This is a genomic window from Arthrobacter sp. ZGTC212, assembly GCF_002929255.1.
GTDB classification, from domain to species: domain Bacteria; phylum Actinomycetota; class Actinomycetes; order Actinomycetales; family Micrococcaceae; genus Arthrobacter_B; species Arthrobacter_B sunyaminii.
Genome location: NZ_PJIJ01000003.1, coordinates 268512 through 287720, shown reverse-complemented (window position 1 = coordinate 287720; position 19209 = coordinate 268512). Strand labels below are relative to the sequence as shown.

At 62.9% G+C, this 19209-nt stretch carries 22 protein-coding genes; 12 read left to right on the top strand and 10 right to left on the bottom strand.

The window, feature by feature from the left end; all coding sequences use genetic code 11:
- Positions 1-161 precede the first annotated feature (161 nt).
- Positions 162-1514, top strand: a complete 1353-nt coding sequence (locus CXQ89_RS13595) for an MFS transporter (protein WP_104161645.1) — start codon at positions 162-164, stop codon at positions 1512-1514.
- A 2-nt stretch (positions 1515-1516) separates the two neighbouring features.
- On the opposite strand, the gene purN is transcribed toward CXQ89_RS13595, so the two are convergent.
- The gene (gene purN / locus CXQ89_RS13590; RefSeq protein ID WP_104161644.1) at positions 1517-2095 is read right to left on the bottom strand and encodes a phosphoribosylglycinamide formyltransferase; all 579 of its coding nucleotides are present in this window, start codon (positions 2093-2095) and stop codon (positions 1517-1519) included.
- 39 nt (positions 2096-2134) lie between these two features.
- On the opposite strand from purN, the gene CXQ89_RS13585 reads away from it, so the two are divergent.
- Positions 2135-2572 carry a hypothetical protein gene (locus tag CXQ89_RS13585; RefSeq protein WP_104055124.1) on the top strand — a complete coding sequence of 146 codons (438 nt, stop codon included), beginning with the start codon at positions 2135-2137 and terminating at the stop codon, positions 2570-2572.
- Between the two features lie 246 nt (positions 2573-2818).
- A complete protein-coding gene (locus CXQ89_RS18380; RefSeq protein ID WP_181032351.1) occupies positions 2819-2992 on the top strand; it encodes a hypothetical protein in 174 nt (57 codons plus the stop codon).
- Here the strand turns inward: CXQ89_RS18380 and CXQ89_RS13575 are convergent.
- Both CXQ89_RS13575 and CXQ89_RS13570 read right to left on the bottom strand, forming a co-directional pair.
- Complete coding sequence (locus CXQ89_RS13575) at positions 2950-4236, bottom strand: DUF6350 family protein (RefSeq protein WP_104161641.1); 1287 nt, start codon at positions 4234-4236, stop codon at positions 2950-2952. The two genes, CXQ89_RS18380 and CXQ89_RS13575, sit on opposite strands and share 43 nt — an antisense overlap.
- A 123-nt stretch (positions 4237-4359) precedes the next feature.
- Positions 4360-5112 (bottom strand): sulfite exporter TauE/SafE family protein, encoded by a 753-nt coding sequence (locus CXQ89_RS13570; RefSeq protein ID WP_104055121.1) that lies wholly within the window; start codon positions 5110-5112, stop codon positions 4360-4362.
- A gap of 22 nt (positions 5113-5134) precedes the next feature.
- Here CXQ89_RS13570 and CXQ89_RS13565 point away from each other — a divergent pair, with 22 nt between their 5' ends.
- From CXQ89_RS13565 to CXQ89_RS13555, 3 genes are all read left to right on the top strand, one after another.
- The gene (locus CXQ89_RS13565) at positions 5135-5770 is read left to right on the top strand and encodes a DUF1684 domain-containing protein (RefSeq protein WP_258060097.1); all 636 of its coding nucleotides are present in this window, start codon (positions 5135-5137) and stop codon (positions 5768-5770) included.
- A 214-nt stretch (positions 5771-5984) separates the two neighbouring features.
- Positions 5985-6536 carry a GNAT family N-acetyltransferase gene (locus tag CXQ89_RS13560; protein ID WP_104161640.1) on the top strand — a complete coding sequence of 184 codons (552 nt, stop codon included), beginning with the start codon at positions 5985-5987 and terminating at the stop codon, positions 6534-6536.
- Between the two features lie 12 nt (positions 6537-6548).
- Positions 6549-7346: an MSMEG_6728 family protein gene (locus CXQ89_RS13555; RefSeq protein ID WP_104161639.1), complete on the top strand. Its 798-nt coding sequence runs from the start codon at positions 6549-6551 to the stop codon at positions 7344-7346.
- On the opposite strand, the gene CXQ89_RS18205 is transcribed toward CXQ89_RS13555, so the two are convergent.
- The 5 genes from CXQ89_RS18205 to CXQ89_RS13540 form a co-directional block, all read right to left on the bottom strand.
- The gene (locus tag CXQ89_RS18205) at positions 7343-8029 is read right to left on the bottom strand and encodes a DUF6318 family protein (RefSeq protein WP_146067259.1); all 687 of its coding nucleotides are present in this window, start codon (positions 8027-8029) and stop codon (positions 7343-7345) included. The genes CXQ89_RS13555 and CXQ89_RS18205 overlap by 4 nt on opposite strands.
- A gap of 141 nt (positions 8030-8170) precedes the next feature.
- On the bottom strand, positions 8171-8551 hold the full coding sequence (locus CXQ89_RS18645; RefSeq protein ID WP_258060096.1) for a DUF6318 family protein: 381 nt from the start codon (positions 8549-8551) through the stop codon (positions 8171-8173).
- Positions 8518-9456, bottom strand: coding sequence for a hypothetical protein (locus tag CXQ89_RS18200; RefSeq protein ID WP_146067258.1), 939 nt, complete (start codon positions 9454-9456; stop codon positions 8518-8520). Before CXQ89_RS18200 ends, CXQ89_RS18645 begins: the two co-directional genes overlap by 34 nt.
- On the bottom strand, positions 9413-9829 hold the full coding sequence (locus CXQ89_RS19130; protein WP_372434153.1) for a DUF6318 family protein: 417 nt from the start codon (positions 9827-9829) through the stop codon (positions 9413-9415). Before CXQ89_RS19130 ends, CXQ89_RS18200 begins: the two co-directional genes overlap by 44 nt.
- A 410-nt stretch (positions 9830-10239) precedes the next feature.
- Positions 10240-10887, bottom strand: coding sequence for a hypothetical protein (locus CXQ89_RS13540; RefSeq protein ID WP_104161636.1), 648 nt, complete (start codon positions 10885-10887; stop codon positions 10240-10242).
- Positions 10888-11244: 357 nt separating this feature from the next.
- Between CXQ89_RS13540 and CXQ89_RS13535 the strand changes: the two genes are divergently transcribed.
- Complete coding sequence (locus CXQ89_RS13535) at positions 11245-12690, top strand: stealth family protein (protein ID WP_104161909.1); 1446 nt, start codon at positions 11245-11247, stop codon at positions 12688-12690.
- A gap of 85 nt (positions 12691-12775) precedes the next feature.
- Here CXQ89_RS13535 and CXQ89_RS13530 read toward each other — a convergent pair whose 3' ends face one another.
- Positions 12776-14449, bottom strand: a complete 1674-nt coding sequence (locus CXQ89_RS13530) for a catalase (protein ID WP_104055115.1) — start codon at positions 14447-14449, stop codon at positions 12776-12778.
- A 162-nt stretch (positions 14450-14611) separates the two neighbouring features.
- On the opposite strand from CXQ89_RS13530, the gene CXQ89_RS13525 reads away from it, so the two are divergent.
- A complete protein-coding gene (locus CXQ89_RS13525; RefSeq protein ID WP_104161635.1) occupies positions 14612-15049 on the top strand; it encodes a pyridoxamine 5'-phosphate oxidase family protein in 438 nt (145 codons plus the stop codon).
- Between the two features lie 16 nt (positions 15050-15065).
- Here the strand turns inward: CXQ89_RS13525 and CXQ89_RS13520 are convergent, their stop codons facing one another.
- A complete protein-coding gene (locus CXQ89_RS13520) occupies positions 15066-15962 on the bottom strand; it encodes a phosphodiesterase (protein ID WP_104055113.1) in 897 nt (298 codons plus the stop codon).
- Between the two features lie 240 nt (positions 15963-16202).
- Here CXQ89_RS13520 and CXQ89_RS13515 point away from each other — a divergent pair, with 240 nt between their 5' ends.
- The 4 genes from CXQ89_RS13515 (at position 16203) to CXQ89_RS13500 (ending at position 19208) form a co-directional block, all read left to right on the top strand.
- Positions 16203-16751 carry a hypothetical protein gene (locus CXQ89_RS13515; RefSeq protein ID WP_307859331.1) on the top strand — a complete coding sequence of 183 codons (549 nt, stop codon included), beginning with the start codon at positions 16203-16205 and terminating at the stop codon, positions 16749-16751.
- A 107-nt stretch (positions 16752-16858) separates the two neighbouring features.
- Positions 16859-17161, top strand: a complete 303-nt coding sequence (locus CXQ89_RS13510) for an urease subunit gamma (protein ID WP_104104333.1) — start codon at positions 16859-16861, stop codon at positions 17159-17161.
- Positions 17162-17166: 5 nt separating this feature from the next.
- Positions 17167-17499, top strand: coding sequence for an urease subunit beta (locus tag CXQ89_RS13505; RefSeq protein ID WP_104055487.1), 333 nt, complete (start codon positions 17167-17169; stop codon positions 17497-17499).
- A 2-nt stretch (positions 17500-17501) separates the two neighbouring features.
- A complete protein-coding gene (locus CXQ89_RS13500) occupies positions 17502-19208 on the top strand; it encodes an urease subunit alpha (protein ID WP_104161634.1) in 1707 nt (568 codons plus the stop codon).
- Position 19209 lies beyond the last annotated feature (1 nt).

Here is a 19209-nt window from a genome sequence, read left to right as displayed (position 1 = left end):
CGGAAATTAGCTGCCCTGTGATCTCCGCTGTTGCACCCCGCAAGCCGGCAGCTGGGTTCACTTGCGGTTTCCCACATCGTCCAGCCCGCGATGTACAGTTCTTTCGGACCTGCCGCGAGGCCCGGCCACTCCCCGCATCCGCCGCCTGGAAGGCCATTCCCATGACAACAACGAACACCCTGCCCACGGGTGACCAGGTGGTTCAGGATCTGCCCTGGAAATGGAAGGTCCAGGGACGGATCTTCATTATCGGTGGCCTGGGCTTCATGTTCGATGCCTGGGACGTGACGCTGAACGGCGTCCTGATTCCTCTTCTGTCCAGCCACTGGGATCTCGAACCGGCGCAGGCAGCCTGGATCGGCACTGCCAATCTGCTGGGCATGGCCATCGGCGCATTTGTGTGGGGTTCCATCGCCGACGCCATTGGACGCAAAAAGGCCTTCACCGCCACTCTGCTCGTCTTTTCCCTCTTTACCGTCCTGGGCGCGTTCTCTCCGGACATCATCTGGTTCTGCATCTTCCGGTTCATGGCGGGCTTTGGCCTGGGCGGCTGCGTTCCCGTGGATTACGCGCTGGTGGGCGAGTTCACACCGCGCAAACAACGCGGCAGGGTGCTGACGGCGATGGACGGCTGGTGGCCGGTAGGGGCTGCGCTCTGCGGGGCCACCTCAGCACTGATTATGGCCACGCTGGCCGACTGGCGCTTCACTATGCTCATCATGGTGCTGCCGGCTCTGCTGGTCTTCTGGGTCCGGCGCTCCGTTCCGGAATCCCCGTTGTTCCTGGTCCGCAAGGGACGCACCGCGGAAGCGGAAACCGTCATCAACGAGCTCATTCAGAGCACCGGTTCCACCGTGACCAACTGGCGGCTTCCGGAACCCGAGGAGCCGGCCAAACTGTCGCTGCACGCCGTCGGAACCCAGCTGAGCGATCTCTGGCGGTACAGCTGGAAGATCACGGTGTCCGCCTGGTCGCTGTTCTTCACCATCCTCCTGGTGTACTACCTGGCGCTGACCTGGATGCCAAAAATCCTCGTGGATTCCGGCTTCAAGGAGTATGCGGCGTTCCTAACCACCTCGGGAATGGCCGCCGTCGGGCTCCTGGGAGTCATCGCGGCCGCGCTGCTCGTGGAACGGGTGGGACGCAAATGGATCCTGGCGGTCACCGGTCCGCTGTCAGCGCTGATCCTGATCATTGTTGCCCTGGTACTGGACGTGCCGGCGGCCGCCACCGGCTGGCTGCTGGCCTACGGGTTTGTGGTGCAGGTGGCCATTCCGGTGCTCTATGCGTACGTGTCCGAGCTGTACCCCACGGAACTGCGCGGCAGCGGATTTGGGTGGGCCTCCACCGTGAGCCGGGTTGGTGCCGGTTTCGGGCCGCTGATCTTCGTTTCCATCGCGTGGCCGTATCTGGGCCTGCCCCTGTCCTTCGGGCTGGCCGGAGTCCTGGTGGTGCTGGCAATCGCGTGGATGATGCGGTTCGCGCCGGAAACCCGGGGCGCTGCCCTGGACTAGGCCTAGAGCGCAGGCAGCCCGTGTGCGCTGATCCGGGCAAGGGTTTCGATCAGCAGCCGGCGTTCCTGGACCTTGATCCGCTCGTGCAGGCTTTCCTCGGTGTCGTCGTCCAGTACTTCCACGGCGGCTTGTGCGAGGATCGGCCCGGTGTCCACGCCGGCGTCGGCGATGTGGACGGTGCAGCCGGTGACCTTTACCCCGTAGGCCAGCGCGTCCCGCACGCCGTGCGCCCCAGGGAACGAGGGCAGCAGTGCCGGGTGCGTGTTGAGGTAGCGCCCCTCGAAGGTATTAATGAAGTGCTCATCCACGATCCGCATGAAACCGGAGGACAGCACGATGTCCGGGGAATAGGACGCCACCTTCTCCGTCAGGGCCGCGTTCCACTCGGAGCGGACGGCATAGTCGCGGAAGTTCACCACAAAGGTGGGATACCCCGCATCGGCCGCCCGCTGGACCCCCTGGGTGCCGGGACGGTCCGCGCCGACGGCGGCGATTTCGACGTCGAGCTTCCCTTCCGCCACTGCGTCCAGGACGGCCTGAAGATTGGATCCGGTGCCGGACACGAGAACAACGATGCGCATGCGTCAACCTTAGGCTTCACCGTCGCCTAGGGTTAAACCATGAACAACGACGGCAGTGCCCCTCATCAGACTCCCCCGCCGTTGCAGCAGTCACCCGAAAAGACCGCTGCCACCGACGAGCAGAAGCGAAGCGTCCGCGGATATCTGCGGATTTTCGTGGCTTTGGTTGCTGCCGTGCTGCTTACCTCGGGGCTTGCGCTGCCGTGGAAGCTGGTGCCGTTGGCGCTGGGAGTTGCCGCCATCGCCGTCGGCATTGTGACGCTGGTGAAGGTGGTGCGCTACAACACCGGGCCAGCGCAGGTGTTTGTGACCTCCCTGGGCCTGGTCGCATCCGTGGTGATGACTCTGGGTCTGGGACTGGCAGTTGCCACTTGGGACAGCACGGAGAAACTTGAAAGCTGCCTAGCCAACGCGCTGACCATTTCGGCTCAGGACGAGTGCCGGGACCAGTTCACCACCGGGCTGCTGCCGCGCTGAAAAGGCGCCCCGGGCTCATTCCGCTGATCGGGAAGCCGGCCGCAGCCTGCATCCTGGTCACGCTGGTGGGGCTGGCGGCCGGACCTCACATATCTGCCGGCCGGCAGCGCACCCGGATCATTTCCGGTCACTCACCGGCTGGCCGGTTTCACCTCCGGCCCGGACGGGTCACAGCAGCTGGTACTTCACGGCGATGCCAATTCGCTGGCCGATCCTGCCGTTCCCGCCTCCGCCCTGCAGGGGCGGGTGGCAGCAACGATCCCCTACCTGGGCTATCCGGACCTGCTGTCGCAACGCTGGCAGCAGGGCTGGATCCGACCGCTGCTCGGCACTGCATTGTTCGGTTATGCCGCGCTGCTGTTCTTCCAGCACTTCCGTCAGGCGCGTTCCTCGCGCTCCAGCCAGGGCCCGACGGCGTAACCCACCACCACGCCCACGGCCACTTCGGCCGCAATCCAAAGACCCGTCCACAGCGGATCCGCTCCCACTTCCACGAACCGGCCGATGCCTGCTGATCCACTCGAGATCAGGACCGCGGCGGCCGCCAGGATTCCGGACACCAGGCCCACAAAAACGCCCAGCAGCACGGTGGAGACCGGGGCCGTGAACCAGCGGGCACGGATCTTCAGGGACAACCACTCGTCGAAATGGTTCTCTCCTTCGCGCAGGAACCACCAGCCCGCCAGGAACCCGGCGGCCACAGGCAGCGCGAGGGCGGCTACGGCGTACTCGGAGCCGCCGGCCGGCAGTGCAGCAAACACGGGAACAGCGGGCAGCGGGCCCACCGTGGTTTCCAACGGACTGATCAAGCTGCCCGTTCCGAGGGAAAAACCCGCCCCCGAGGTCCAGCCCAGTGCCCAGCCCATAAAGTTGGGCATCATCCCCAGCTCGACGACGGTCAGCACCACGCCTCCGATAATTCCGGCATCCAGATGCTGGTAAACGGCCACAATCTCAGCCCAGCTCATGGCCAGGGCCGCGGTCACCAGCAGGGCCGAGAAGCCCAGCGCCGCGGTAATACCCACCACCCCGGCCCGGATCACGGCCCAGACGTAGGATCCGGCCCAGCGGGAGTGCTGGCTGGTGCGGGAAATCCAGTCCGTTAAATCCACGCCGATCAGCCGCACCCAGGACCCCGCCTCGCGCCGGGCACCGATAAAGAGTCCCAGGCCCGCCGAGATCAGCGGAATCAACGCGCCTGCGGTCACGGAAATGGAAACGTCTTCATTTCCGGAGAAATGGGCGGCGGCCGCGCCGAGAAGGGCGTAGGTTCCCAGCGCCCCCAGCAGCGCCTGCCACAGCTGGTCCGTGTAGGAAGCCTTGGCCAGCCTGCGCCCGGCGCGCCAGGACAGGAAGAACGGGATGAGCGTCAGACCCAGTGGAAACAGGGACAGAAGCCCGGACGTAGCGCCGCTGGCCAGCGTTCCGGCGGGGAAGGTCAGGGTCAGCGGGACACCGTGGATCAGGAGCCACCCCTGCCCGCCCAGCCGGGCCAGCGACGCGAAGTTTCGGTCGGTGAAGCCGTCGGCGAACCAGACGCCAATGAGGGGCAGGAATACCAGCAGGGCGGAAAGGACTGCAGCCTGGCCGAGTTCGACCACTCCCTGCAGCCACAGGGGCATCGGTAGGACGCCCGGGGTTTTGGGGCGGGTAAAGAGTTTCATCGCTTCTATCGTCCCATCCGGTGCGCGGCGGACGGTTCAGGAGGTGCCGTGAGTCGGATGCGGCGGTTGGTGCGGACGGGTGGTTCCTGCTGATGGCAGGGACTGGTGGTGCGGGCGGGCGGCTCAGGCTGCGAGGTCGAAAATGCCCTTCGCCAGCGCAGCCGCGGCACCGAAAAAGGCTATGACTACTACGGCTGCACGGGCCTGCTCATCGCGGATGAAGCGCTGCAGCTTCTCGCCGGTGTAAATACCGCCAATGATCATCAGCGCAATGAGCGCCCATGCCCACGGCTGGAACGGCGGCATCTGCCCCGGGTCCAGGGACAGCTTGGCGGTCAGGGTGACGATGGCAATGGTGACGAAGAACGGCTGAAGGGTCGCGGCGAAGGGCCGCTGCGGCCAGCGTGCCATCAGCGCGTAGGCGCTGACCGACGGTCCACCCACGCCGGCCACCGCGTTGGTCACCCCGGAGAGGAAACCCGCGACCACCTTGGGCCCGTTGCCGGTCACGGTCACCGCCGTACGCTGCATGACCAGCGACGCGGTCAGGGCCACCAGAACGACGGCGCCCACCACCACCGCCATGGGAGCCGCGGGCAGGTATACGGCCGCAACCGATGCGGGGATGCTGCCGCAGACGGCCGGGACGGCCAGCCAGCGGTACATGCTCCAGTCAATGTCTTTCCGGACCCGCGTCATGATCAGCGCCGAGGACACCAGGCCGCAGACGTTCACCATCAGCACTCCCCCGTGGGAACCCAGCAGGATCACCAGGAACGGAGAAATGAGCAGGGCAAAACCGAGGCCGGCAATCCGTTGCGCGATGGCGCCGATAAAGATTGCCACGAGTACAACGATGAGCAGTCCGGTAGTCACTCGAACACACTACGCTGAACAAATGATCTCCCCCGTCACGGTCCTGCAGACAGCGGATTGGCGCCAGCGCGTCTTCGGGCTCTACGCCCAAGTGCGCCTTACCGCCCAGGAGGTGTCGCCGTCGTACGCCCACGATCTGTGGCGTGCGGAGCGGGACCGGCTCTTCGCCGAGCATCCCGCGTCGCCGTTGAAGCCCCGCGCCCGGGAACGCTTCCGCGGACTGGACGTGGCCGCCTACAACCCTGAGCTGCGCTGCGACGCACTGATCGAAGACGACGGCGCCGGCCAGCGGATGGACGTGCCCACCGGCACGGACGGTGTGGTTCCGTTTGTGCGGCTGGGCACCGTGGCGGCCGACGGCGTGGGCCGGCTGGCGGTGTGGCGGCTGGCGTCCTACGGGGGCGGGATCTTCCTGCCCGTGCGGGACGCGCTGTCCGGAGCCGACAGCGGAAGCTACGGCGGCGGCCGGTATCTGCTGGACACGATCAAGGGGGCGGACTTCGGGCAGGGTGCGGCTCCGGGCAGCCTGGTCCTGGACTTCAATTTTCTGTACAACCCGTCGTGCGCCTACGACGAGGCGTGGGCCTGCCCGCTGCCCGGGCCGGATAACCGGACGGATGCGGCTCTGCGGGTGGGGGAAATGTACGCGGAGTACTGACTCCGGGATCCTTTTGTCGCCAGCGCATGAGGAGCTGCCGGGCATCCTTCGTGCACATACCGGGCCCAAACCCGCATCCATCCAATCCTTCGTGCACATACCGGGCCCAAACTCGCCAAAAAAGTCCATTTAAGCCCGTGATGTGCACGAAGGATATTCGCAAAGCCCAAGATCTGCACGAAGGACTGCGCTTTCTCGTGCCTAAGCTGGATTCGTGACCGTTTCCGTTACTTCAGCAGCTCCCGCCCACGCCCCGGAGCTGGCAGCTCTCGCTGCACTGACCTTCCCCCTCGCCTGTCCGCCGCAGGTGACCGCAGCCGACAGCGCAGCGTTCGTTGCCGAGCACCTGTCCGAAGATGCTTTCGCGCAGTATCTTGCCGACGACTCGAAACAGATCCTGGCCGCCAGACAGGACGGCAACCTGATTGGCTACGCGCTGCTGGTGTTCTCTTCACCCAGTGACCCGGAGGTTGCCGAAGCCCTGCGGCATCTGCCCGCTCCGGCTGCGGAGCTGTCCAAGTGCTACGTTCATCCCGCCGCCCACGGCACCGGGGCTGCTGCCGCGCTGATGCAGGCAGCCGTGGACACCGCCGTCGTGTCCGGGTGCCGGGTCTTGTGGCTGGGTGTGAATGACCTCAACCTGCGTGCCCAGGCGTTTTACCGCAAATCGGGGTTCAGCGAGGTTGGCCGACGGAACTTTACGGTCGGCGGACACGTGTTCCGCGACTTCATCCTTGCCCTGCCCCTCTCCCCCAACGACGGATGACACACTGAGTCCGTGCAGACGTTTCTTCCCTATGACAGCTTCAGCCGCAGCGCCGCGGTCCTTGACCAGGCGCGCCTGGGCAAACAGCGCGTGGAAACTCTGCAGGTCCTGCGCGCCCTCGTCATTCCGGACTACGGCTGGCAGAGTCATCCGGCCATGCGGATGTGGATGGGCCACATACCGGCGCTGACCGCCTATGGGCTGGCGATGACCAAGGAGTGGACGTCGCGGGGGCATGCCGACACTGTCTACCCGCAGCTGCTGGAGTTCGCGCCGGAAGCTGCGGATGAGGACGTCGTGCTTCCTCCCTGGTTTGGGGACGCCGCCCTGCACGAGAGCCACCGCTCCAACCTGATTACGAAATCTCCCGACTTCTACGCACCGGTCTTCCCTGAAACGCAGGGAGGGCTGCCCTACGTCTGGCCCGAGCCCGAGCACCCTGCGCTTCCGTCCGAACCTGCCGGCGACGCTGTGTGGGTTGCCCGACCCTCAGTGGACAAGGCGAGTGGAGATCCGGTGATCGAGCTGCCGATGCTGAATGGAAAAGGCGCACCAATCACGGGAAAACGAGGGCGCGAGCTGGTTCGGTTTCTGGAGGACATGGACGACGGCGACGACGTTGTCCTGCTCGGTGCCGACCGTGCTGTCCTGAGTGTCGGCACGGTAGAGCCGGTGTCCCTGACCAACGACACCGCGAAGCGGACCGTTTCGCTTGCCGGGACCATTCCCCGTGCAGCTTTTGCCTACCCGGCGCTGCTGCAGGATCCTCGAACGTTATTCAGGGTTCCTCGCCCTGCTGCTCTTGGCTAGCCGGTGTTCCCCAGAACAGGAGCCTCGGAGCCGGCAGCCTTAAACCAAACCACATCCTGGGCAGTCCATTTGCCGTCAGCGTAGGACGCTTCGAGCATATGTGTGTCTGTCCACCCCTCTTCTATTTCGTATAGATGGTTGTCCGGTCCGCGATATTGGATGTGAAACTGACTAACAATGGCCAGAACCTGGTAGACATCTTTGCTGGTTATTACATATGCAGTCTGTTTCGAACCCACCGTGAAGTTACCGCCAACAATCCAATCCTGGTCCTCATAACCCAGCTCAACCATCTCGTAAAGTCGGGAACAGATTGCGCAGTCCGGACCGCTCACTTCCTGCAGCGGCGAAAGGTCACCTGTTTCGAATGCATAGGTCGCCAAGGCATACCAGTATTCGGTAAACGCCAGCAGGCCTTCCTTTGACTGCTGTTCGGCTAGTTCCGGTAGTACCGGCAGAGGAACGTTCTCGGATGGCCGTGCCGATGTGGCGGCTCCTGAGATCGCGGGAGTTGGGGTGGGGGATGATTCAGCCGTGCTCCAGTTGCTCGCACTCGCGCTACTGCTCGGTGCGCCGAGGCTTGAGTCAGAGCCTGAACAGCCGCTAACGAAAAGGAGAACAACCAGGCCGAATGCTGCTAATCGGGCGGGTGACACAGACAAGTGCAGTTTGGTGAGAAACATACGATTACCCTCAGAGGATTCTTTCGCAGGGAAGAAATGGTGCCGGGCTGGACGTGATGCCCACAGTACGTGGCTCACCCACAGCGTAGGGACTTATCCACAACACATTTGCGCAAATCAAAGCTACTATCGGGCTTTCCATCACTCAGGTCGCTTCAGGGTCACAGCATCGTTTGCAAACCATTCACCTTCGGCATAAGTGGCTTCTATCATCTGTACAGTGCCGGACTTCAAACCCTCTTCAGCTAGGTACCGGTGCATGTTGGGTCTCCTAAACTCATAAGCGTCCTGCCTGATGTTGATAAGGACTTGATAGAAGCCTCCCCTTGGTACGGAATATTCGGAATGTGCCTGCACAACCTCCACTTTTCCGCCAACGATCCAATCTTGATCTGCATAACCATTCCCCAAAATGCTGTTCACCTTTGCGCAGACGACGCAATTTGTTCCACTAATCGCGCGCCCATCTACCTGCTGTTGGACAGAGGCTAGCAGCCGAAACCGGCGGGATTTACGAGGCAATCGTCAGCAACGTTCTGTGACTCAGATTTCCAAACACGCAGCGTTTGAGAATTACTCTCCACCTCAGCCCGTCCATCTATTGGAATCATGGGACCACCGTTGATGGAATAGGTCCCCGAATAGTAAACGATTACACTAATTTGGTAGTCTCCTGGATCTGAATAAGCATGGCTCGTGGCCGTCGGTTCGCCTAGCCTCTCTGGCGGGAGAGGGGTACCGCTGAATGAGACCGGACCATATGAGGTGCCATCGCCATATCGCCATTCGAATTCAGTAGGCGTGGCAACTATACGAATATCTTGCTCCAGAAGCGTCATATCGAAGGTCTGCTCCTCAGCATTGAGATACATGTTGTTTTCCATGCCGACTAAGCTGTGAGGGTTTGGCTGAGTTTCAAACACGCTCGAAGCAATGGGTCGCTCCTGAAATTCAGTTGCAATCCTTCCCTCGATTTCTTCTATGACGTATGGATTAACAGAATATACACACCATGGCCCGCCATCCAGACGTTGCCAATCGGTCATTGGCGTTCCAAGAAGTCCTGAATACCACCAAACCGAGCGCCCATCTGGACCGAGAGTACATTTGCCCTCCAGACCCGGGAGGCAGTCGATATATCCGATGCCCTCATCAAAACATTCCAGCTCAAAATAGTACCCATTTATGTCCGCAGCAAGCCCGACCTCTGCCGACGTCCAAACACCACTATCCTCATGCTTGGTCCAGGTACCTGTAACTCCTCCTTTTCCCATGTTTCCCTTGCCGGATTCAGCCAAGGTTGGAGAGCTCCAACAAATGAGAAAAACGAAACAAAGCACCGCAATACATGCACGTCTGAGCATGCTAGATAGTGAGTTCATTTCAAATGTTTTCGACTCGCACAGCACGCCAAGATGTACCGTCATATGATGCTTCAATCAGTTGCGCTATAGGCGATTGGAGACCATCCATCGGTCCATAATCAACCCCGTTAGGTCCGTAATACTCTAGGTCCTTTTGAGTTATTTGTATTAGAACTTGATAGTAACCCTCGGGTGTCAGGATAAAATCTGAATGGACATCTCTTACCTTGACCAAGGAGCCCGCCATCCAATCTTGGTTTTTGAACCCTAGATCCACGGTCTCGTAGTACACATCGCAGACCGAACAAGGAGATGAACTTATTGCTCGTACCGGCTCGGCGTCACCGGTTTCGTAACCGTAATTAATCAGTGAGTACCAGTACTCGGCGAAAGCCTCAAGGCCTTCCTTGGACTTCTCCTTCGCCAACTCCGGCATCACGGGCAACGGCACATTCTCCGCAGGTCCCTCAGCGGTCGCTGGCTTGTAAGCGGCAGTAGGCGTTGGTGTCGGCGTCGCCGTCTGAGTGGCGGTCTCGCTCGCACTGGCGCTCCCGCTCGGCGAAGCGCTGGAAGAGCGATTCTCCGCAGCTTCAGCCTCAGGCTCCCCGGAACCGGAACAGCCGCCCAACACCAGGACAGCTGCCACCGCGGCAGCACTCATACGGGCAGAAATGGGTATGGCAGAAAGCGCGCGAGTGCGGAACATCGAAAATACCCCCAGGGCAGAAATGGTGCGGGACTGGACGTGACGCCAAGAGTACGTGGCTGCGCCACAGCATACGGAGTTATCCACAGCACGCCAGAGAAAACCGAAAACCGCCTATTCCAGTCCCGGTCGGCCGAAGATCAGTCCTTGTCCCGCAACGACACCAGCATCCGCTTCACATCACGGAATTCAGCACTGTCTTCATAGGCGGCCGCACCGTCCAAATAAGACTGGCCGGGCACCGTATCCTCCCCCGAATATCTGCCGGCAAAACGGCCGCCGCTGGATTCCGTAAAGGTAAAGAAATCGAAAAGCCCGCACTGGCCGCGGTCACCGAGTTCGCTGATTACCGCATAGGTCGCCACCGGCTCACCCCGCTCCGGAGTGGAGAAGGCCACCGAGCGATAAACAAACCGCTGATCGGTGCCCTGAGCCGAATCCAGCTCGGGCATCGGCTCGGAGTCATATTCCACGTACTGCGCGGCCTCATCGGGATCGTCGCACACCAAACCGGTGATAATCCCGGTGTCCAGCTGGGCGATAAGGTCTCCCCCGGCGTCGTTCACTTGGACCGAAACGCCGCCGGCCGGATCATTGGCCAGCGACTGAACTTCTTCCACCGTCCAGTCGGGGCGGTGCTCAAAGGAGAGCGACCCGTCCGGCAGGGTGTAAGAGGGCCAGGTGCCCGCGGCGCCCGAAGGCTCCCCGGTGTCCGTGGAAGGGGCACAGGATGACATACTGAGCACAAGCAGCGTTGCCGCCGCCAGCGTGGTGTTACGGTATCTCACATCAGCTCCCGAGATGTCCGCGCTAGCACTCAATGCTACTCAGCAGCGGCACCCGCGCCCAGAGCATCAGGCCTATTCGGGACGCGTCCGGCTTATCCGGTGCGCGCCCGCAAGCCAGCAGTACACCTAAGTGCAGAGCCGCACGAGCCGCGCCCGCACATTCGCCGCGGCCTCCGACCCCGCACTCGAAACTTATTGGAGGTTCCGATTACAGACATAGCAGCAGAACACGATGTGTATTTCGGCACCCCCGAACCCGAGCATGAGAGCGAGGATCTCCAAACCGCGTCCCTCGCTGTTGTTCAGCGGGTGGAACATCGGACCGACGTCGCCGAGGTCAAGGGCCGCCTCACCCTGATGGACACCGGGCTGACACCCAATCAGGCCATGGTTGAGGACCTGTTGTTTGTCCGCAAGGTCCTGGAGAACGCCGGCATCGCGTACCTGCTGGTGCGCGGGAACGACGAGCGCCCGGTCATTGCCGTGGATCTGGCTCACCGGGATCAGCTGCGCCGCGCCATGGTGGAAGCCTGCCGGGAAGAACCCTTCTATTCCCGCAGCGTGGACACCAAAAAGACCCGCACCCTGCTGATTGCCGACGGCGAGCTCTCACCTTCGGACAAGTCCCGGATTATCCGGGTCTACCGGCCCCGGGCCGTCAGCGGCACCAACCTTACCTTTGGCCCCTCGGCCGGCGTGCAGCTGGAACTTTGGGACCTCACCGGTCCGGAAATCACGCTCCCGGTGGAAAATTCCCTGACCCGCCGCACTCTCCCGGCCAATGAGGTGGTCCGCGGCACGGTGGAAAAGCACGGATTGACCTGGCCGACCATCGAGAACATGTTTGCGGACCACGCCACGGACATCGATTTCGATGTGGATCTTGTTTTCTCCTGGGTGGACGGCAGCTCCCCCGAATATCAGGCTGCCCGTGCCGCCCGGATGAAGGACGCCGTGGTCGGCGAAGGCGATGACCATGAGGCCCGTTTCCGCCAGATCAACGAACTCAAGTACGCTCTGCGTTCGGTCTACATGTTCGCCCCGTGGATCCGCCGCATCTTTATCGCCACGGACTCGGAACGGCCGGATTGGCTGGCCGACCATCCGTCGGTGACCTTTGTCCGCGCAGAGGAGCACTTCAAGGATCCCTCCGTCCTGCCGACCCACAACTCGCAGGCGGTTGAATCCCAGCTCCAGCACATTCCCGGTCTGGCCGAGCACTTCCTGTATTCCAACGACGACATGTTCTTCGGCCGCCCGGTGGGACCTGACCTGTTCTTCTCCCCCGGCGGCATCACCAAGTTCATCGAGGCCAGCACCCGCATTGGCCTGGGCGCCAATGACCCCGAGCGCAGCGGCTTTGAGAACGCGGCCCGGGTTAACCGACGGCTGCTCTGGGAGCGGTTTGGCCGGATCACCACCCGGCACCTGGAACACACCGCCGCACCCCTGCGCAAGAGCGTGCTGCTGGAGATGGAAGCTGAATTCCCGAACGAGTTCGCGGCCACGGCGGCGAGCACGTTCCGGGCGAAGGACAACATTTCGGTCACCAACTCGCTGTACCACTATTACGCTCTGCTCACCGGGCGGGCCGTCACGCAGGAAACCGCCAAGGTGAAGTACGTGGACACCACGTCCTACGCGGGCCTGAAAATAATGGACAAGCTGCTGGCGAAGCGGAACATGGATTTGTTCTGTCTCAATGACGGCAGCTTCCCGGAGGTTCCGGCGCAGGAGCGCACGGAACGGGTCACGGACTTCCTCGAGAAGTTCTTCCCGATCAAGGCGCCCTGGGAAAAGTAGGCGTCACAACAAACAACGACGGCGGACCCCGCCTGAGGTGGGTTCCGCCGTCGTCGTTTTGTTTTAGGCTGTGCAGCGCGAACTGTTAGCGGCTGACGACCACGTGCTCATTGGGCACGCAGTGGGTCATGGTGAGGCCTTCCACGTTGCGGGGGCCGTTGTGGCCCAGATTCTTCATCCGGTTGGTTTCTTCCTCGTTGAGGGTCTGGGTGGCCAGCGGGCCGAGATCCTTGACCTCGTCCAGGCTGATGCCAAGTCCCTCGCCGACCCGTGCGCCCAGCTCGTCATCGCACATGTAGAAGTGCCAGAGCATGCGCTCCTGCACCGGGCGGATCGCTTCGCCGATGTTGGCCACGAAGTTGGCCACCAGGTCATCCTTCTCCCACTGCTCCATCAGCTGGTAGCGCTGCCCGGCCTGCATGTAGTCATTGGTGCGCGGCAGGCGGGCGCGGATCAGACGGCCTTCAAGCTCCGGACCCAGCTCGGACGGCGCGGTCTTCGGTGCTTCCTGCAGCCCGCCGGTGATGTTCGGCTCGTAGTTCACGTGCGGGTTCTGGCCCGGCGCGAGGTCGGTACCGAAGGACATCTGGCCGCCGCGCTGGTTGGTGGCAACCGGTGCGTTCTTCGCGGAGTTCACCGGAAGCTGCAGATAGTTCGGGCCCACGCGGTAGCGCTGGGTGTCCGAGTAGCTGAAGGTACGGCCCACCAGCATCTTGTCGTCGGAGAACTCCAGGCCGTCCACCAGCACGCCGGTGCCGAAGGCGATCTGCTCGTTTTCGTTGTGGTGGTCGGTGACGTTGCGGTTCAGGGTCATGGTGCCCACGTACTTGGGCTCAAAGTCCTGCTCCGGCCAGGTCTTGGTGTCATCCAGCGGGTCGAAGTCCAGCTCCGGATGGTCATTGTCATCCATCAGCTGCACATACAGATCCCACTTGGGGTAGTCCCCGCGTTCAATGGCCTCGTACAGGTCCTTGGACGCGTGGCCCAGATCGTTGGCCTGGATGTTCGCGGCGTCTTCCTCAGTCAGGGACTTCACGCCCTGCTGCGGCAGCCAGTGGTACTTGACCAGCTTGGACTCGCCCTGCGCGTTGACCCAGCGGTAGGTGTTCACGCCGAATCCCTGCATGTGGCGGTAGTCCGCGGGGATGCCGCGCGGGCTGAAGAGGTTCACCAGCATGTGCATGGACTCCGGTGTCTGCGACATAAAGTCGAAGATCCGGGCCGGTTCCTGACGGAAGGTGACGGGGTCCGGCTTGAGGGAGTGGATCACGTCCGGGAACTTGATGGCGTCGCGGATGAAGAAGACGCCCAGGTTGTTGCCGACCAGGTCCCAGTTGCCGTCTTCGGTGTAGAACTTGATCGCAAAGCCGCGCGGGTCGCGTGCAGCCTCGGAGGAGTCACGGCCGCCGATCACCGAGGAGAACCGGATGGCGACGTCGGTCTTCTTGCCCGGCTCGGAGAAAAGCTTGGCGCGGGTGTACTTGGCAATGGGCTCGTCGCCCCATTTGCCCGACGCCTCGAATTCACCGTAGGCCACGAAACCGCGGGCGTGCACCACGCGTTCGGGGATCCGCTCACGGTCAAAGTGGCTGATCTTTTCCAGGAGCTGGTAGTTCTCCAGCGTGGCCGGACCGCGGGCGCCCACGGTGCGGGTGTTCTGGTTGTCGTAGACCGGATGTCCCTGGCGGGTGGTCAGGTGCTGCTGCACGGCGTCGCTGCCTTTGCTGCCGGCGGGAGTGGGGTTCGCTGCGTCTGTCATCACGTTCTCTCTGTGTGGAGGTCTGTGGGTCGAGGTCAGATCCTGCATGACCAGGGTAAATGGTTCCCACCTCCACTCTTATTGTGTGCCGCTTCACGCGTCAAGCTCGGTTCGGAGGCGACGCAGTGGCGGCAACGGGCCTCCCCTTGGCAGACTGGGGCCATGACTAGCGAAGAACGGCCCCCCATTGTCGAGTTGAGTCCCGAGCAGTGCTGGAAATATCTGGAGAAAACCTTCCACGGACGCCTGGCGGTGAGTGTGGCCAACCGGCCCAGCATCTATCCGCTGAACTACTACGCTCACGACGGCGTCATCCTGTTCCGTACCAGCCCCGGCACCAAGCTGGCCGAGCTGGCCGTGAACGACCATGTGGCGTTCGAGGCCGACGGGATCCTCAGCGACCAGGCCTGGTCCGTGGTGGTCCAGGGCACCACGCGCCTTCTCGAGACGCAGAGCGAGATTGAAGCAGCGGACAATCTTCCGCTGCAGCCGTGGGTGCGGACCCTGAAGTACCGCTACGTGGAAATTCAGCCGGAAACCATTACGGGCAGGTTCTTCAACCTGGGTCCGGAACCGGAACGGTACCCCGAGGAAATGTGACGTCCCGCCGGAAGTCTTAGGCGGAAGTCAGCTGCTGGGCGTCCAGGATCCGGACGCCCGCGGCTGTCAGGCGGCGGCGGGTTTCGGCCTCGTCCACACGCTCACCCACGGTGCGGTCCTCGTCCAGCGGGACCACTGAATGCACCACGGAGTCCTCATAGACATGCACCATGTTGTACGCCTGTCCGGCGTCCTGGCCCCGCGTTCCAGGCGTGGTCAGGTCCTGGGTGTAACAGGTTGCCGAGGCCACGGAGACCGGGATGCCGGCAAAGGTGGCGAAGGTTGAATAATGCAGGTGTCCGGCGATGATGGACCGGACATCGGTCCCGGCCAGCGCCGCCGCGAAGTCCCGTTGATGGCGAAGCTCCACCAGCACGGTCAGGTCCTGGACGCTGGGAACCGGCGGATGATGCAGGGCCAGAATCGTGCCGTCCGGGGCGGGAGTTTTCAGCACGTTCCGCAGCCAGTCCAGCTGGGTGCCGGTCAACTCGCCGTAATGGTGGCCCGGCACGGTGGAGTCCAGGGTGATGATCCGCAGTCCGTTGACCATGTAGACACGGTCCACCGGCGCCATGTCCGGCGCTTCGTCCAGCAATGCGGTTTTCAGGTTTTCGCGGTTGTCGTGATTCCCCATCGCCCAGATGAGCCGGGCTCCCATCCGCTCGGCAACGGGTGCCACGATGCCGCGGAGTTTTGCGTACGCTTGCGGTTCGCCCTTGTCTGCCAGGTCACCGGTAAAGACAATGGCCTCCGGTTTTTGTCCGGACGCCTCCAGCCTGGCGAAAAGTTCTGCCAGCCTGGCTTGGCTGTCCACGGCCCCGTACAGCGGGCCGGGGCCGGCAACCAGGTGCGTGTCGCTGAGATGAAGAATGAAATGTCGCGGCCGGGGGTGTTCGGCCGGGAGGAAATCCATGAGGACCTTCTTTGTCGACAGCAGTTACTGCGTTCCTTCCTTTCCATCAAACCAGAGTTTCCGGTTGAGGGTGAACCTTCCGCGGCGTGTTCCCCGCTTACACGGTGCAGGTAACCGGCGGCCGCCGGCAGGTCACCCGGCAGGCCTGTTCCGCGGCAGGAGTTGGTTTGCCTGCTCTGGCGCACTGCCGCCGGCGCCCGTAGGCTCGGGGATGTCAGCGACTTCACGGGAGGACCCCTCATGAGAATCAGCCACATTCCGTTGCGCCTAACCACGGGCGCGTACATCCTGAACTCCGGCCTGGGCAAGCGCAACCTGGACGAGGAAAGCGCAGCAGGCCTGCAGCAGATGGCCGCCAACGCGTTTCCGCAGGTCATGGATCTTGACGCGGCCAGGTTCGGCAAACTGCTGAGCGCAGCGGAGATCGCCGTGGGCCTGACCCTGCTGACACCGTTTGTTCCCAGCAGGCTGGCCGGTCTGGTCCTCGGAGCCTTCTCCGGCGGCATGGTGACCATGTACCTGAAGACCCCCGGCTTGACGGAAGAAGACGGGATCCGCCCCACCGCACAGGGCACGCCGCTGGCCAAGGATGTTTGGATGGCGGGAATTGCCGCGTCCCTGCTGCTGGACCGCAAAAACCGGACCAAGATCAAGGAAGTCACCAAGGTCAAGGAAGTGAAGGTTCCGGCTCCGGTCAAAGCAGGGGCGGCTGCCGTGGCCGTCAAAGCAGCCAAAGACATCAAGCACCATAAGGATAAGGACCACAAGGGCAGCAAGAAGTCGAAGTAGTGCCGTTGTGCCCGGCCCGTCATCCAGTTACCGGTGTGCCGGGCACAACCTGCAGGTAATACGTAATACGCAACACAGCGGAAACATGGCGGTGGCACACTCGGCACATGTTTCTCACTCCCTCGGATACGGAAAAGCTCCTGCTGAGCGTTGCCGGCATGGTGGCGCGTGACCGCCGTTCGCGCGGTGTCCTCCTCAACTATCCCGAAGCCGTCGCCCTGATCTCCTGCTGGGTGATGGAACGTGCACGCGAGGGCGGGCTCGTGGCTGACCTGATGAGCGAGGGACGCAGCGTCCTGACGCGCGGGGACGTGATGGAGGGTGTGCCGGAGATGATTCCGGACCTGCAGATCGAAGCCACCTTTCCCGACGGCCGCAAGCTCGTCACCATCACGGATCCCATTTCATGAGCGGCCTGATACCCGGTGAGGTGCGCACCGCCGCGGGCGGTCATGAACTCAACGCAGGCCGTGAGACGCGTGTCCTCGTCGTCACCAACGACGGCGACCGTCCCGTCCAGATTGGCTCCCACTTCCACTTCGCGGAAGTGAACAGTGCGCTGACCTTTGACCGGACGGCGGCTGCCGGCTTCCGGCTGGGTGTACCCGCCGGCACCGCCGTACGCTTTGAACCGGGTGCTTCCCGCGAAGTGACGCTGGTTCGGCTGGCCGGCAGCGGCACCGTGCCCGGCCTTCAAATCCGCGACGGCGGCTCCCCCTCCGCGCCTGTCTCCGGATCGGAGTCCTGAAGATGCAGATCAGCCGGCACGACTATGCACACCTGTACGGGCCAACCGTGGGAGACTCCGTCCGGCTCGGTGACACCGATCTGTGGATCAGCCCGGAAAGGGACTACACCTTCGGCGGCGATGAATCGGTGTTCGGCGGGGGGAAGAACATCCGCGAATCGATGGCCCAGTCCACCCGCACCTCCGCTGAGGGCGCCCCGGACCTGATCATTACCAACGTGCTCATCGTGGACCACTGGGGCATTGTCCGGGCCGACGTCGGCGTTAAGGACGGACGCATTGCCGGCATCGGCAAGGCCGGCAACCCGGACATCATGGACAACATCGATCCGGTACTGGTGATCGGTCCCGGCACCGAGGTCATCGCCGGCGAGGGAAAGATCCTGACCGCCGGCGGAATCGACACGCATGTGCACCTGCTTGGCACTGACGCTCTACGGGAAGCGCTGGCCGCCGGCATCACCACCGTGGGCGGCGGCGGCACCGGACCCGCCGAGGGTTCCAAGGCCACCACCGTCACCCCCGGAGCCTGGAACCTGCAGGTGATGCACCGCGCGCTGGACACCCTGCCGATGAATTTCCTGCTCTACGGCAAGGGCAACACGGTCAGCCAGGCCGGCCTGGCGGAACAGGCCCTCGCCGGCGCGGCCGGCTACAAGGTCCACGAAGACTGGGGCTCCACCCCGGCGGCCATTGATGCGGCGCTGACCGCGGCGGACCGTTGGGGTGTGCAGGTGGCGCTGCATGCCGACTCGTTGAACGAGGCCGGCTACGTGCAGGACACCCTGGCCGCCATCAAGGGCCGCGGCATCCATATCTTCCACGCCGAGGGAGCCGGCGGCGGACACGCCCCGGACATCATCACCGTGGCTTCCGCCGCCAACGTGCTGCCGGCGTCGACCAATCCCACGCTGCCGTTTACGGTCAACACCGTAGCCGAGCACCTGGACATGCTGATGGTCTGCCATCACCTGAATCCGCGCATCCCCGAGGACCTGGCCTTCGCCGAGTCACGGATCCGCGCCAACACCATGATGGCCGAGGACGTGCTGCAGGATCTGGGTGCCATGTCCATCACGTCCTCCGACGCGCAGGCAATGGGCCGGATCGGCGAGACCATCACCCGCACCTGGCAGGTGGCACACGTGATGAAGGACTACATGGGGGCCTCGGAATCTGCCCTGCCGGCGGATAACGAACGCGTTCGCCGGTACATCGCCAAATACACCATCTGCCCGGCGGTGGCCCACGGCATTGATCATGAAGTCGGCTCCATTGAGCCGGGCAAGATGGCGGACCTTGTGCTGTGGAACCCCGCATTCTTTGGCGTCCGGCCGTCCCTGGTGATCAAGGGCGGTGCCATTGTGGCGGGCCAGATGGGTGATCCCAACGCCTCGCTGCCCACGCCTCAGCCGGTCTGGATGCGGGAAGCGCTGGCCGGCAGGGCTTCGTCCGCTCCGCATCTGTCCACCTCCTTTGTGGCGCAGGCTGCACTGGATGACGGGCTGGCGGACCGGCTGGGCCTGGTGCGGAAGCTGACCGCCATCCGCTCCACCCGGGACGTGACCAAAGCTTCGCTGCCCAACAACACCGCGCTTCCGGACATCCGGGTGAACCCCGAAACGTTCATGGTCAGCATCGACGGACAGGTCATTGAACCCGCGCCGGTTGCCGATCTGCCGCTGACCCAGCGCTACACGCTCTTTTGAG

Bases quoted from the DNA above. Each gene is read 5' to 3' on its own strand.
- CXQ89_RS13500 (WP_104161634.1), top strand. From the start codon at position 17,502: ATGCAGATCAGCCGGCACGACTATGCACACCTGTACGGGCCAACCGTG.
- CXQ89_RS18200 (WP_146067258.1), bottom strand. From the start codon at position 9,456: ATGACGGTACATCTTGGCGTGCTGTGCGAGTCGAAAACATTTGAAATG.
- purN (WP_104161644.1), bottom strand. From the start codon at position 2,095: ATGCGCATCGTTGTTCTCGTGTCCGGCACCGGATCCAATCTTCAGGCC.
- CXQ89_RS13525 (WP_104161635.1), top strand. From the start codon at position 14,612: ATGACTAGCGAAGAACGGCCCCCCATTGTCGAGTTGAGTCCCGAGCAG.
- CXQ89_RS13530 (WP_104055115.1), bottom strand. From the start codon at position 14,449: ATGACAGACGCAGCGAACCCCACTCCCGCCGGCAGCAAAGGCAGCGAC.
- CXQ89_RS13510 (WP_104104333.1), top strand. From the start codon at position 16,859: ATGTTTCTCACTCCCTCGGATACGGAAAAGCTCCTGCTGAGCGTTGCC.
- CXQ89_RS13565 (WP_258060097.1), top strand. From the start codon at position 5,135: ATGATCTCCCCCGTCACGGTCCTGCAGACAGCGGATTGGCGCCAGCGC.
- CXQ89_RS13520 (WP_104055113.1), bottom strand. From the start codon at position 15,962: ATGGATTTCCTCCCGGCCGAACACCCCCGGCCGCGACATTTCATTCTT.
- CXQ89_RS13515 (WP_307859331.1), top strand. From the start codon at position 16,203: ATGAGAATCAGCCACATTCCGTTGCGCCTAACCACGGGCGCGTACATC.
- CXQ89_RS19130 (WP_372434153.1), bottom strand. From the start codon at position 9,829: ATGCCGGAGTTGGCGAAGGAGAAGTCCAAGGAAGGCCTTGAGGCTTTC.
- CXQ89_RS13575 (WP_104161641.1), bottom strand. From the start codon at position 4,236: ATGAAACTCTTTACCCGCCCCAAAACCCCGGGCGTCCTACCGATGCCC.
- CXQ89_RS13535 (WP_104161909.1), top strand. From the start codon at position 11,245: ATGGACACCGGGCTGACACCCAATCAGGCCATGGTTGAGGACCTGTTG.
- CXQ89_RS13595 (WP_104161645.1), top strand. From the start codon at position 162: ATGACAACAACGAACACCCTGCCCACGGGTGACCAGGTGGTTCAGGAT.
- CXQ89_RS18205 (WP_146067259.1), bottom strand. From the start codon at position 8,029: ATGTTTCTCACCAAACTGCACTTGTCTGTGTCACCCGCCCGATTAGCA.
- CXQ89_RS13585 (WP_104055124.1), top strand. From the start codon at position 2,135: ATGAACAACGACGGCAGTGCCCCTCATCAGACTCCCCCGCCGTTGCAG.